15 protein-coding genes are annotated in these 12,860 nt (G+C 72.1%); 10 read left to right on the top strand and 5 right to left on the bottom strand.

The features are described from left to right. Positions 1-2: 2 nt before the first annotated feature. The 9 genes from ABZ899_RS05735 to ABZ899_RS05695 all read left to right on the top strand — a co-directional run bounded on the left by ABZ899_RS05735 (position 3) and on the right by ABZ899_RS05695 (position 8,816). The gene (locus tag ABZ899_RS05735; protein ID WP_361341179.1) at positions 3-1,130 is read left to right on the top strand and encodes a beta-ketoacyl synthase N-terminal-like domain-containing protein; all 1,128 of its coding nucleotides are present in this window, start codon (positions 3-5) and stop codon (positions 1,128-1,130) included. Further along, positions 1,127-1,855 carry a 3-oxoacyl-ACP reductase FabG gene (fabG, locus tag ABZ899_RS05730; protein WP_361341176.1) on the top strand — a complete coding sequence of 243 codons (729 nt, stop codon included), beginning with the start codon at positions 1,127-1,129 and terminating at the stop codon, positions 1,853-1,855. The genes ABZ899_RS05735 and fabG overlap by 4 nt, the downstream gene beginning before the upstream one ends. Beyond that, a complete protein-coding gene (locus ABZ899_RS05725; RefSeq protein ID WP_361341173.1) occupies positions 1,855-3,582 on the top strand; it encodes an NAD(P)/FAD-dependent oxidoreductase in 1,728 nt (575 codons plus the stop codon). The genes fabG and ABZ899_RS05725 overlap by 1 nt, the downstream gene beginning before the upstream one ends. Before the next feature lie 51 nt (positions 3,583-3,633). Beyond that, positions 3,634-4,665, top strand: coding sequence for a 2,3-diaminopropionate biosynthesis protein SbnB (sbnB, locus tag ABZ899_RS05720; protein ID WP_361341170.1), 1,032 nt, complete (start codon positions 3,634-3,636; stop codon positions 4,663-4,665). A gap of 99 nt (positions 4,666-4,764) precedes the next feature. Further along, entirely contained in the window at positions 4,765-5,226 is a 462-nt protein-coding gene (locus tag ABZ899_RS05715; protein WP_361341168.1) for a MaoC family dehydratase, read from the top strand. A gap of 150 nt (positions 5,227-5,376) precedes the next feature. After that, positions 5,377-6,696 (top strand): sensor histidine kinase, encoded by a 1,320-nt coding sequence (locus tag ABZ899_RS05710; RefSeq protein ID WP_361341166.1) that lies wholly within the window; start codon positions 5,377-5,379, stop codon positions 6,694-6,696. Further along, positions 6,660-7,304 carry a response regulator transcription factor gene (locus ABZ899_RS05705; protein ID WP_361341163.1) on the top strand — a complete coding sequence of 215 codons (645 nt, stop codon included), beginning with the start codon at positions 6,660-6,662 and terminating at the stop codon, positions 7,302-7,304. Before ABZ899_RS05710 ends, ABZ899_RS05705 begins: the two co-directional genes overlap by 37 nt. Positions 7,305-7,435: 131 nt before the next feature. Then, complete coding sequence (locus ABZ899_RS05700) at positions 7,436-7,732, top strand: hypothetical protein (protein ID WP_361341160.1); 297 nt, start codon at positions 7,436-7,438, stop codon at positions 7,730-7,732. Positions 7,733-8,144: 412 nt separating this feature from the next. Continuing rightward, a complete protein-coding gene (locus ABZ899_RS05695) occupies positions 8,145-8,816 on the top strand; it encodes an enoyl-CoA hydratase-related protein (protein WP_361341159.1) in 672 nt (223 codons plus the stop codon). A gap of 18 nt (positions 8,817-8,834) precedes the next feature. Here the strand turns inward: ABZ899_RS05695 and ABZ899_RS05690 are convergent, their stop codons facing one another. From ABZ899_RS05690 to ABZ899_RS05675, 4 genes are all read right to left on the bottom strand, one after another. Next, on the bottom strand, positions 8,835-9,173 hold the full coding sequence (locus tag ABZ899_RS05690) for a MerR family transcriptional regulator (protein WP_361341157.1): 339 nt from the start codon (positions 9,171-9,173) through the stop codon (positions 8,835-8,837). Positions 9,174-9,377: 204 nt separating this feature from the next. Beyond that, complete coding sequence (locus tag ABZ899_RS05685; protein ID WP_361341154.1) at positions 9,378-9,698, bottom strand: CBS domain-containing protein; 321 nt, start codon at positions 9,696-9,698, stop codon at positions 9,378-9,380. A 114-nt stretch (positions 9,699-9,812) separates the two neighbouring features. Continuing rightward, positions 9,813-11,246, bottom strand: coding sequence for a DEAD/DEAH box helicase (locus ABZ899_RS05680; protein WP_361341151.1), 1,434 nt, complete (start codon positions 11,244-11,246; stop codon positions 9,813-9,815). A 234-nt stretch (positions 11,247-11,480) separates the two neighbouring features. After that, positions 11,481-11,684, bottom strand: coding sequence for a cold-shock protein (locus ABZ899_RS05675; protein WP_361341148.1), 204 nt, complete (start codon positions 11,682-11,684; stop codon positions 11,481-11,483). A gap of 434 nt (positions 11,685-12,118) precedes the next feature. On the opposite strand from ABZ899_RS05675, the gene ABZ899_RS05670 reads away from it, so the two are divergent. Continuing rightward, entirely contained in the window at positions 12,119-12,484 is a 366-nt protein-coding gene (locus ABZ899_RS05670; protein WP_361341145.1) for a barstar family protein, read from the top strand. Here the strand turns inward: ABZ899_RS05670 and ABZ899_RS05665 are convergent. Continuing rightward, a complete protein-coding gene (locus ABZ899_RS05665; RefSeq protein ID WP_361341143.1) occupies positions 12,462-12,836 on the bottom strand; it encodes a metalloregulator ArsR/SmtB family transcription factor in 375 nt (124 codons plus the stop codon). The genes ABZ899_RS05670 and ABZ899_RS05665 overlap by 23 nt on opposite strands. Positions 12,837-12,860: the final 24 nt, after the last annotated feature.

The raw sequence follows: 12,860 nt of genomic DNA, 5'->3' as shown, positions 1-12,860 counted from the left end.
CCATGAGCACCGCAACCGCCAGTCCGGAGGCCACGTTGCCGCCCGGCACACCCGTCATCACCGGCTGGTCGGCCGTCTCGCCGTACGGCGTCGGCCGTGAACGCTTCGCCGCCGGGGTCCGCGCCGGCGCCAAGACGGCCGTGAAGGCGGACGCCGGGCTCGGCTCCCTGCCGTCCTCCGACGTCTGCGTGGTGCCCGGCTTCGACATCCAGGAGGTGCTCGGCAAACGCGGCACCGCCAAGATGGACCGGCTCACCGCGCTGGCCCTGGTCGCCTCGGACGGCCTCCTGCTGGACGGCGACGGCAACCGCGTCGTGGAGACCGACGACCTGACCGGCGTCGTCCTCGGCATCACCATGGGCAGCCTGGAGAACGTCACCGACTTCCTGCGCCAGTCCTACACCAACGAGCGCCCCTTCTACGTCGACGCGGGACGCATCCCGTTCGGCAGCCTCAACCACGCCGCCGGCGCCACCGCCATCCGGCACGGCCTGAAGGGCCCCAACACCACCGTCGCCGGCGGCCGGGTCAGCGGCCTGCTCGCCCTGAACTACGCGCGCCGCCTGATGCACCAGGGCCGGGCCACGAAGTACCTGGTGGGCTCCGCCGAGGAGTTCTCCGCCGCGCACGCCTGGTTCGAGCACACCGCCGCCGCCCCCGGCGACCCGGCGCCGCTGCTCGGCGAGGGCTGCGGCCTCTTCCTCCTCGAACCCGCGGACACCGCCGAACGCCCCGCGCTGGCCGCCGTGCTGAGCGTGGAGACCCGCGTCGACATCGACGACGACCCGCAGGCCGCCGTCACCGCGTGCGCCCGCCGCGCACTCGACCGGGCCGGCGTCGACGCCGCCGGCCTGTGGGCCGCCGTGCCGTGCGCCGCGCCGACCGCCGCCGGACGCGCCGAGCACGAGGCCCTCGCCGACCTCGTCCCCGCCGACGCGCTCTCCCGCGTGCCGTCCATGGAACTGCTCGGCGACACCAGCGCCGCCTCCGCCTCCTTCCAGATCGGGGCCGTCCTCGCGGTCGCCGAGGCCGACCCCGGCTCCCGGGGCCATGCCGCCCTGGTCACCGCCGTCGACCGCGACGGCGCGGTGGCCGCGGCCGTCCTGCGCCTGATGGGGGAGCAGCGGTGATCGCACTGGTCAGCGGCGGCTCCCGGGGAATCGGCAGGGCGATCGTGACGCGCCTGGCCCAGGACGGGTACGACGTCGCCTTCTGCTACCGCTCCGACGAGGACGCCGCCGAACGCCTCACCAAGGAGGCCGCCGAGCACGGCACCCGGGTCACCGCCACCCGCTGCGACGTCGCCGACGCCGACGGCGTACGCGACTGGTACGCCCGCACCGAGCGCGAGCTCGGCCCCGTCGACGCCGCCGTCACCTCCGCCGGCATCACCCGGGACCGGCCGCTGGTGCTGATGCCCGAGGAGGACTGGAACCAGGTGCTGCGCACCAACCTCGACGGCGTCTACCACGTGTGCCGGGCCGCCGCGTTCTCCATGAGCAAGCGCCGGACCGGCGCCATCGTCAACCTGTCGTCGGTCGCCGGCGTGTACGGCAACAGCGGGCAGGCCAACTACGCCGCCTCCAAGGCCGGGATCATCGGGTTCACCAAGTCCCTCGCCAAGGAGTGCGGGCCCCGCGGGGTCCGCGCCAACGTGGTCGCGCCCGGCCTCATCGAGACCGACATGGTCGGCGGCATGCCGGAGACCGTCCTGCAGCGACAGCTGAGGAACGTGGCGCTGGGCCGCCTCGGCCGCCCCGAGGAGGTCGCCGACCTGGTCTCCTTCCTGGTGTCCGAGCGGGCCGCGTACATCACCGGCTCGGTCCTCGAGATCCACGGCGGCGGCACCTTCTGATGAGCGGCGGAACCCGACCCCAGCAGCGCGGCGCCCGCGACCTCGACGGCCGGCACTACGACGCGATCGTCGTCGGCAGCGGCATCGGCGGCCTCGTCGGCGCCGGATACCTGGCCGCCGACGGCCGCCGGGTCCTCGTCCTGGAACAGCACGACGTGGCCGGCGGCAACGCGCACGTCTTCCGGCGCCGCCGCAAGTACGAGTTCGACGTCGGCACCCACTACCTCGGCGACTGCGGCGAGGGCGGACTGCTGCCCGCCGTGCTGTCCGGCCTGGGCGTGCGCGACCGCGTGCGGTTCCGGCCCATGGACAACGAGGGCGGCTTCGACCGGATCATGACGCCCACGGCCACCGTGGACGTGCCGGCCGGCTGGGAGCGGTACCGGGCCCGCCTCAAGCAGGCCCTGCCCGCCGAGGCCGACCGGGTCGACCGGTTCGTCGACCTCGCCGTCGCCGTGGCCGGCGCCAGCCGCGCCGGGCTGATGGGCGAGCCGATGGTCGAGCTGTTCCGCCGCTCCCCGCAGACGATGCGCTGGACCCGCCGCACCCTCGGCAGGGCGCTCGACCACTGCGGACTGTCCCCGAAGGGCCGCACCCTGCTCGCCGCGCAGGCCGGCAACTACGGCGCCATGCCCGACGGCATCGGCTTCGCCGAGCACGTCAACATCATGGACCACTACCTGCGCGGCGCGTACTACCCCGAGGGCGGTGGCCAGACCCTCGTCGCCGCCTTCGTGGAGGCCCTGGAGTCCTACGGCGGCGAGCTGCGCACCCGCACCGAGGTGCGCCGCGTCCTGATCGACGGCGGACGCGCCACCGGCGTGGAACTCGCCGACGGGCAGAGCGTGTTCGCGCCCCTGGTCGTCTCCAACGCCGACTACCGGCGCACCGTCCTCGACCTGTGCGGCGGCGAGGAGTCCTTCCCCGCCGACCTGGTCGCCCGCACCCGCGCGGCGACGATGCGCAGCGCGGTCGTCGCCGTGTACGTCGCCCTCGACACCGAGCTGGACGGACTGCCCAACGCCAACATCTGGTGGCACGACAGCGACGACATGGAGGCCGCCCACGCCGACGTGCTCGACCGCTACGAGCGTGACGGCGTCTTCGACCGGATCCCCCAACTCGCGTTCTCCTTCGCCTCCGTGAAGGACCGGGGATCGAAGGCGGTCTGCCCGCCCGGGCACAGCAACTTCCAGCTCATGACCGGCTGTCCGCCCGGCCACGCCTTCTGGGGGGTGCGCGGCGGCCCCGCGGACGGCGAACCGTACCGCCGCAACCCCGCCTACCTGGCCCGCAAACGCGAGGTGACCGAGCTGATCCTGGACGCTGCCGAACGCGTCCTCGGGCCCGTCCGGGACCGCATCACCCACGTGGAGACCGCGACCCCGCTCACCAACGAGCGCTACATCCGCGCCAGCGGCGGCACCCCGTACGGCATGGCCAGCTGGGGCTCCGACGGCCGCCGCCCGGACGTGCGCACGGACGTCGAAGGCCTCTACGTCGTCGGTCAGAACGTCCGCTACGGCAGCGGCGTCGGCGGCGTCGCCACCGGTGGCATGGCCGTGGCCTCCCAGATCCTCGGCCGCCCCCTGCTGGCCGAGGTGTACGGCGGCACGGTCCTCGGCGACCCCGCCCGGCTGCCCGACCGGCATCCGGACTGGGACCCGCTGCTGGTGTCCCGGGGCCGGGCCCGGCAGGACGCCAAGGGCCTCGCCCGGATCGGCTGACCCGGCCCCCGCCCCCGTACGACCCTTCCACCTCTCAGGAGCAGCATCCCCATGACTCAGGTCCCCCCCTTCGCCGTCGTCTCCGGCGCCCAGGTGCACCAGGCGCTCGACGGGCACGAGAACGAGGTGGTCGCGGCCGTCGAGGCCGCCTACCGGCTGCACGGCGAGGGACAGACGGTCAACCCGGACTCGTACTTCCTGCGGTTCCCGGACCGTCCGTCGTCCCGGATCATCGCGCTGCCCGCCTCCGTCAAGGGCGACGTCGGCGTGCACGGCATCAAGTGGATCTCCAGCTTCCCGGAGAACGTCGCCGCGGGCATCCCGCGTGCCTCGGCGGTGCTGATCCTCAACGACGCCGAGACCGGCTACCCGTTCGCCTGCCTGGAGAGCTCCATCATCAGCGCCGCCCGCACCGCCGCCTCGGCGGCGCTGGCCGCCGACCGGCTCGGCACGGCCCGCGGCACCCGGCCCACCCGGGTCGGCTTCGTCGGCGTCGGCCTGATCGCCCGCTACCTGCACACCTACCTCGCCGCGAGCGGCTTCGACTTCGAGGCGATCGGCGTGCACGACCTGTCCGCCGAGCACGCCGAGGGCTTCCGGGGCTATCTGCGGCGCGCCGAGGGCGACGGAGTGGAGATCACCGTCCACGACAAGGCCGAGGACCTGATCCGCTCCAGCGACCTCGTCGTCTTCGCCACCGTCGCCGGGGAACCCCACGTCACGGACCCGCAGTGGTTCACCCACCATCCGCTGGTGCTGCACGTCTCCCTGCGCGACCTGTCGCCCGAGATCGTCCTCGACTCCTGGAACGCCGTCGACGACGTCGAGCACTGCCTGAAGGCCGGCACCTCCCCGCACCTGGCCGAACAGCGCCTGGGCAACCGGGACTTCGTGGCCGGGGCCCTGTACGACGTGCTCACCGGGGAGCTCACCCCGCCCTCCGACCGCACGGTGATCTTCTCCCCGTTCGGCCTCGGCGTCCTGGACCTGGCCGTCGCCAAGCACGTCTACGACCGGGTCGCAGCCGCCGGGGAGCTGCACACCGTGCCCGGGTTCTTCCACGAGCTCAAGCGGTACGGCTGAGCCACCGCTGACGAACGACTGACGGCGCGCTGACGGCCGGGGCTTCCTGGCCGGGGCGCGCCTTGTCCCTGTCCCGAACGGCCCAACAGAATCGATGTCATGAGATCTTTCGCCAGTCTGGCCGACTTTGCCGCCGCCACCGGCGAACACCTGGGGTACAGCGAGTGGCAGCGGGTCACCCAGGACCGGGTCGACCGGTTCGCCGAGGCCACCGGCGACCTCCAGTGGATCCACGTGGACCCCGCACGGGCGGCGCGCAGCCCCTTCGGCGGGACCATCCTGCACGGCTATATGACCCTGGCCCTGCTGCCCGAGATGATGCGCGCCATCTTCGACATCGAGAAGATCGAGATGGGCGTCAACTTCGGCCTGGACAAGGTGCGTTTCCCCCGGCCCGTACCGGTGGGCTCCCGCGTCCGCGGCGGCGCCCGGCTGACCGGCGTGCGCGAGACCCCCGCCGGCCACCTCGCGGCCGTCCGGATGACGGTCGAGGTGGAGGACGAGGGACGCCCGCGATCGGCCTGCGTCGCGGACACCCTGTCGCTCTTCATCGGCCCCTGATCGGCCCGGCGGGTGGAGACAACACCCCTTTCCAGCCGCCGAAGAGGGGAGTTTTCCCCACCGCGCCGTCACCCCGGCCGTGGCCAGAATGATGAGGACACGGGCGCTTCGGCCCACGTACCGCACAGGCAGCAGAGAGGAGCGAGCCGTATGGACCGCACGATGCAGCTCGGGGTGAACCGCGCGCCCGACGAGATCAGGGGATTCTCGGTCGCGGCCGGACTGGTCGGGCTGCGCAGGGTGATGACCCTGTGCTGGATGGCGTCGGCGGCCTTCGGCCGGTCCCTGGCGGTGTCCGGGGCGATCTGGCTGGTGGGGCCCGGCCTCGGCGTGGTGCCGCGCGCCATGGAGGGCGTGCGCAACCTCGCCGCCCGCCAGCGCGAGCTGGCCCTGCGCTGGTCCGGGGTCGAGATCCCCGGCCCGCCCGGCCCGCTGCCCCCCGCACCCGAGGGAGCCTCCGGGGCCGCCGCCCGCTACCGGTGGATCATGAGCGATCCGCAGACCCGCCGGGAGTGGGTCTGGGTGCTCGTCGACCCGCTGGCCGGCGCGTTCTTCGCGTTCTTCCCGCTCGCCCTGATCCTCAGCGGCGTCTGGGGCGTCTTCCTCGCCTTCTTCGGGGTCCCGCTGTCCGTCGAATGGGACGGCCTGTGGTACCAGTTCATCCCGATCGAGGGCCAGGCCACCGCCGTCCTCGCCGGTGTCCTCGGCGTCCTCCAACTGCCGCTCGCCCTGTGGGTCGCACCGCGCGCCGTCCGCCGGCACGCCCTGTACACCCGCTCCATGCTCGCCCCCAGCGAGAGCGAGCTGATGGCCAGCCGCATCCAGCACCTGTCCACCACGCGCTCCGACGCCGTCGACACGCAGATGGCCGAGATCCGCCGTATCGAACGCGACCTGCACGACGGCGCCCAGGCCCGCCTGGTCGCGATGGGCATGACCCTGGACGCCGCCGAACACCTCCTGGAGACCAACCCGGAGGCCGTGCGCGCCCTGCTCATCGAGGCCCGTGAGTCCTCCTCCAAGGCGCTGGAGGAGCTGCGCGACCTCGTGCGCGGCATCCACCCTCCGGTCCTCGCCGACCGTGGACTCGCGGACGCCGTAAGGGCGTTGGCGATGGTCTGCCCGGTCCGCACCGAGGTCCACGTCGACCTGCCGGGCCGCCCCGAGATGCCCGTCGAGTCCGCGGCCTATTTCGCGATCTCCGAGATCCTGACCAACGTCGCCAAGCACTCCGGCGCCGACCGGGCCTGGATCGACATCCGTTACGATCGCGGGATGCTGCGCATCACCGTCACGGACGACGGCCAGGGCGGTGCGGACGTCTCGCGCGGAACCGGTCTGCGGGGCATCGAGCGCCGGCTCGCCACCTTCGACGGCGTCCTCGCCGTCAACAGCCCCGTGAACGGCCCGACCATGGTGACGATGGAGCTTCCGTGCGTATTGCCCTCGCCGAAGACCACTTCCTCCTGAGGGACGGGCTGATCCGTCTCCTCGGCGCCCACGGCCACGAGGTCGTCGCCGCCGTGGACAACGGGACGGAACTGCTGGACGCGCTCATCGAGCGGCAGCCGGACGTCGCGGTCGTCGACGTCCGGCTGCCGCCGACGTTCACGGACGAGGGCCTGCGCGCGGTGCTGGCCGCCCGCGAACGCATCCCGGACCTGCCGGTCCTGCTCCTCTCCCAGTACGTCGAGCCGCTGTACGCGCGCGAGTTGCTGGCCGGCGGCGGCCGGGGCGTCGGCTACATGCTGAAGGACCGCGTCACCAACGGCGGGCACTTCCTCGACTCCATCCGCCGGGTGGCGGAGGGCGGCACCGCGATGGACCCCGAGGTGATCTCCAAGCTCCTGGTCCGCAAGGAGCGCGACGAGGCCGTGGGCAGCCTCTCCGAGCGTGAGCGCGAGGTCCTGGAATGGGTGGCCCAGGGCCGCTCGAACGCGGGGATCGCCCAGGGCCTGTTCATCTCCGAGAAGGCCGTCGCCAAGCACATCGGCAACATCTTCACCAAGCTCGGTCTCCTGCCGACGGACGGGGACAACCGCAGGGTGCTGGCCGTGCTGGCGTATCTGGACCAGTAGCGGGCGGGCGGTGTGAAACATGACGATCATCGGCGAGTCGTACTGACATGTCCAATTTCTTCACATTAGCTTCGTCACTGTACGCAGTCGATCTTTCGTGGATCGCACCTCCTCACCTCTCTGGAGATGACATGCACAAGCTTCGCAAGGCTGCCGTCCTGGTCGTCGCCCTCGGCAGCGCCGGAATCCTCGCCAGCGGCACGGCCACCGCCCAGGGTCTCGACGGGCACGGCGGCAAGAAGGGCGGGGACAAGGTCAGCGTCCTGCAGAGCTCCAACTGCCGGTCGCACGACCTGAACGTCGACGTCCTCGGTGAGGTCGGCATCCTGAACGGCGCCCTGGGCAGCGCGCTCAACGGCGAGGGCGACCCGGGCGCGCAGGCGACCCACCTCGGCTCGTCCATGGGCTGCGACAACAGCGCGTTCTGAGGTCCGCCCGCAGGAGCGGCGTTCCGCGCCATGCCTCAGGTCGCTCGGCGCCCACCCGGACGGGACACCCGTCGACAGGGAGGCGTCCCGGCGCCCCGGGGTGAGACCGGCCGGTGGAGCGCGGCCGTGAGGAACATCCGGCCCAGCGCCGGTTCAGCCGAGAGGGCGTGACAGCGCCCGCGGCCGACCAGCTCCACGACCACCCCCGAAGAACCGACCAGGGGCCCGACCCGCGCGAGCGGACCGGGCCCCTGGTCGGTTCTTCGGGGGCCGGCGGTCTTGCGGAGCCTGTCGGCGGTGCGGGGTCTCGCCCCTTGCGCGCGCTATGCCGCCCGTCATAAGTTACTAAGCGGTCGCTCACGTGTCGTCGTTCCTTTCTCACCCCGCCCGCTCGCCTCGAAGGAGAGCCGCCATGCCGTCGCTCGACCGCCAGGAAAACGTCTTCGTCCTCGACCTCGGGGACGGCGAGAACCGCTTCCACCCCGAATGGATCGCCGCCGTGGGCACCGCCCTCGACGAGGTGGAGAAGGCGGACGGACCGCGCGCCCTGGTCACCGCCGCCACGGGCAAGTTCTGGTCCAACGGGCTCGACCTGGAGTGGCTCACCGCGCACCCCGACGAGCACCAGGACTACGTCGCCTCCGTGCACCAGCTGTTCGCGCGCGTGCTGTCCCTGCCCCTGGTGACCGTGGCCGCCCTCCAGGGCCACACCTTCGCCGCCGGCGCGATGCTCTCCCTCGCACACGACTTCCGGGTGATGCGCTCCGACCGCGGCTTCTGGTGCCTGCCCGAGGCGGACATCAACATCCCCTTCACGCCCGGCATGTCCGCCCTCATCCAGTCCCGGCTCACGCCCCGGACGGCACACGAGGCGATGATCACCGCCCGCCGCTACGGAGGCGCCGACGCGACGGCGGCCGGCATCGTCGACCATGCGGTCGCCGAGGACGCCGTACGCTCCACGGCCATCGAACTCGCCCAGGCCCAGGTGAACAAGGCGGGCGACACCGTCGGCACCATCAAGGCCCGTATGTACGGCCCGGTCCTGTCCACCCTGCGCGCCACGACGAACCCGCTGGGCTGACCGCCCCTTTTCCGGGCGTCAGGCCTCGGAGCCGCCGGACTCCTCCTCGGCGGCGCGCCGGTACTCGGCGTTGATGCGCTGCGCCTCCTCGAGCTGGTCCTCGAGGATGATGATGCGGCACGCGGCCTCGATCGGCGTCCCCTGGTCGACGAGTTCACGGGCGCGGGCCGCGATCCGCAACTGGTAGCGCGAGTACCGGCGGTGCCCGCCCTCCGAGCGCAGCGGAGTGATCAGCCGCGCCTCGCCGAGCGCGCGCAGGAAACCCGGTGTGGTGCCGAGCATCTCGGCGGCCCGGCCCATGGTGTACGCGGGGTAGTCGTCGTCGTCCAGCCGGTCGCTGAGCGGGATATCTGCCATGTCACCTCGATGTGCAACGCGTCGCGGGGCCCGGCGCCGACCGGCACCAGGGCCCCGCACACATGTAACACCATGGGCCCGCCCCGGTGCTCCGCCACCCTTCCGCGGGGCGGTGCCGGGACGTGACGGTGAGGGCCTGCCGACGCGCGTCGGCAGGCCCTCACCGGGTCCGGGGTGGTGATCTCCGCGTACGGGTCGTACGGGTCAGGGCGCGAGGACGCCGAGGTCCCGACGACTCCGTCCGTACGCGGCGACCGGCGTGTCCAGGACGTCCCGCAGCCGGACCTGGTCCGTGTAGGCGGGGCTGCGCCGCAGGACGGCGAGCCGGGCCAGGGTGACGAGGCCCGTGCTCTGGTCGTCCGCGTCGCACAGGACGAGGTGGTCGACGCGGGCGCCGGCCAAGAGGGACAGCGCGACCTCGACCGTCATGTCGTCACGGACCCGGGGGCCGGCGGTGTCCCGCCGGTCGGCCCCGGTCACGGGGGAGCGGTGCGCTGTCCGGTACTGCTGCTGGGCCGTCGTCATTGCTGCTCCTGCGGGTGAGGGGGGCGGGCGGACGGTCACGGCGCCGGGCGCTGAGGCGGTGCTGGCCGGGCAGGGCTGGGTGATGCCCCGCCGGGCCCTTTCCCGCGACTGAACCTAGGCCGCCCGGCGCACGGCCTCGCCCCGCACCGGCCCGCCCCGACCGGTACGGCCCCGTCGGCCGCGGGACGAGGGGGACGCACCGCGCGGGCGCGACGCTTCGGGCGCGGCGATGACGACGGGGACACCCGAAGGCGCCTGCGCCCCGGTGATCCGGCTCAGCTCCGCCTCGCCCGAGCGCACCTGCGCGATCCGGGGGCTGATGCCCGCCGCGTCCATCAGCCGGCTCATGCTCCGGCGCTGGCCGGGCGTCACCAGGGTGACGACGCTGCCGGACTCGCCGGCACGGGCCGTACGTCCGCCGCGGTGCAGATAGTCCTTGTGGTCGCTGGGCGGATCGACGTTGACGACCAGGTCGAGGTTGTCCACGTGGATGCCGCGCGCCGCGACGTTGGTCGCGACCAGCACGGTCACCTGCCCGTTCTTGAACTGGGCCAGGGTCCGGGTGCGCTGCGGCTGGGACTTGCCGCCGTGCAGCGCCGCGGCACGCACACCGCTGCTCAGCAGGTGCCGTGTCAGCTTGTCCACGGCGTGCTTGGTGTCGAGGAACATGATGACGCGGCCGTCGCGTGCCGCGATCTCCGTGGTCGTCCGGTGCTTGTCCGCGTCGTGCACATGGAGGACGTGGTGCTCCATCGTGGTGACCGCGCCGGCGGACGGGTCGACGGAGTGGACGACGGGGTCGCTCAGATAGCGGCGGACCAGCAGATCGACGTTGCGGTCCAGGGTGGCCGAGAACAGCAGCCGCTGCCCGTCCGGGCGCACCTGGTCGAGCAGTGCGGTGACCTGGGGCATGAAGCCCATGTCCGCCATCTGGTCGGCTTCATCGAGGACCGTGATGCCGACGTCGTCCAGGCGGCAGGCACCCCGGTCGATGAGGTCCTTGAGCCGTCCGGGCGTCGCGACGACGACCTCGGCGCCGCTGCGCAGCGCGCCGGCCTGCCGGCCGATGGACATCCCGCCGACGACCGCCGCCAGGCGCAGGCCCACGGAGCGGGCGTACGGGGCGAGGGCGTCCGTGACCTGCTGGGCGAGCTCACGGGTGGGGACGAGGACCAGGGCGAGCGGCCGCCGCGGCTCGGCCCGCCGTCCGGCCGTGCGGGCCAGGAGGGCGAGTCCGAACGCGAGCGTCTTGCCGGAGCCGGTGCGGCCCCGGCCGAGGACGTCACGACCGGCGAGGGAGTTCGGCAGGGTGGCCGCCTGGATCGGGAACGGCACGGACACCCCCTCGCGGCTGAGCGTGGCCACCAGCTGTCCGGGCATGTCGAGGTCGCCGAACGACGTGACGGCGGGCAGGGCGGGCGTCTTCGTCACCGGCACCGCGAACTCGCCGTGCGGACGCCCGGTGGGGCGCCGGGAACCGGAGCCACGCCGGAAACGGTCGGGGGTGCGGGATGTGCGGGGTGTGCTGGACGTGCGGGCACGCTGCATGCGGAACCTTCCATCGGGGCACGCAGCAAGGAATTCCCGCAGCAGAGGAGCGGCGCAGAGAATCTCGAAACGAGCCGAAAGTCGAGAGGGCGAGCCGGACGGGCGCAATACGGGCCCATCGAACGGCGGTCGCCGAAAAGCGAGATGAGAAAAAAACTACGGGAAAACGGCGAGCTGGGGCCCGCACCCCAGAGGTGCGGGCCCCAGCTGCGAAGTACGCGTCGGTGGCCGACGTCAGGCGGTGACGATGTTCTCCGCCGTCGGGCCCTTCTGGCCCTGCGCGATGTCGAACGACACCTTCTGGCCCTCCTGCAGCTCGCGGAAGCCCTGGCTGGCGATGTTGGAGTAGTGGGCGAAGACGTCGGCGCCGCCGCCGTCCTGCTCGATGAAGCCGAAGCCCTTTTCCGCGTTGAACCACTTCACGGTACCGGTAGCCATTTTGTTTCTCCTTCGGAGGCGGTGGCAGGAAAACGCCGTGTGCGCATTCCATGTCGCCGTGATGATCACCCCGTCGGAAAACAATTCCTCTGGCAACCACACCTGCAACTGATAACGACAGTAGCACGCCGAAGCGGCCGGTGCGGTGTCAATATCCTGGAACCGGCGGAAGGGTAAGAAATCCTGTCCCGCCCCCTACATCAATTTCTCATGCGGCCACCACAGATATTGTTCGAACGCCGCCCCCGCGTCGCACCGGCCCCCCTCTCGACATCGACGCGTCCCACCCGACCTGGCGGACACGGGCCGGGACGTTCCGGGAGACCTGGACGGCACGAGGCCCATGTCGGCGCGACCAATACCATCAAGCGGTGCATGCGGCCGGGAGCGCGACTGCTCCATTTCGTCGGCACCTACTGAAAGGCCGGGCCACGATGGCGGACGAGGCGGACGGAACGAACGAGGCGGAGCCCACGGTCCCCGACTCACTGGTCGTCGACCTGTCCGAGGTACGGGACGCCGAGGGCCTCCAGCGGCTCCTTCAGCGGGAACTGATGTTCCCCGATTTCTACGGCCGGAACTGGGACGCCTTCTGGGACGCGATCACCGGCCTCGTCGAACTGCCGCCCGAACTCACCTTCACCGGATGGGACGCCTTCTCGGCGGTGCTCCCTTCGGAGGCCGGCACGTTGCGCGAACTCCTCGACGGCTACCTCGACGCATACGGCCAGTACGCCGCGACCCCTCGCCGCATCCGCTACCGCCAGGACCGCCGGGTCAGACTGCGGTCGACGCCTTGACCAGCAACTGCCCCATGGCGGCCAGGACGGACGGCTCCACCCGGTAGTAGACCCACGTACCGCGTCGCTCGGAGGTCAGGAGACCGGCCTCCTTGAGCTTCTTCAGGTGGTGGGAGACGGTCGGCTGGGAGACGCCGACGTCGGAGATGTCGCATACGCACGCCTCGCCGCCCTCGTGCGAGGCGACCGAGGAGAACAGCCGGAGCCGTACCGGGTCGCCGAGCGCCTTGAACATGCGGGCGGCCGTCTCGGCCTCCGCGGCGTCCAGGGGCCGCTCGGTCAGCGGCGGGCAGCATGGCGCCGCGCTCCGGCCGTCGGGTTCGAGCAGCGGCAGCGCCTCGGTATTCGACATATGTCTATGTTGACACATGTCGAA

This window comes from Streptomyces sp. NPDC046859 (assembly GCF_040645135.1).
In the GTDB taxonomy this organism is placed as follows: Bacteria; Actinomycetota; Actinomycetes; order Streptomycetales; family Streptomycetaceae; genus Streptomyces.
This window is presented reverse-complemented; position numbering and strand designations above follow the sequence as displayed.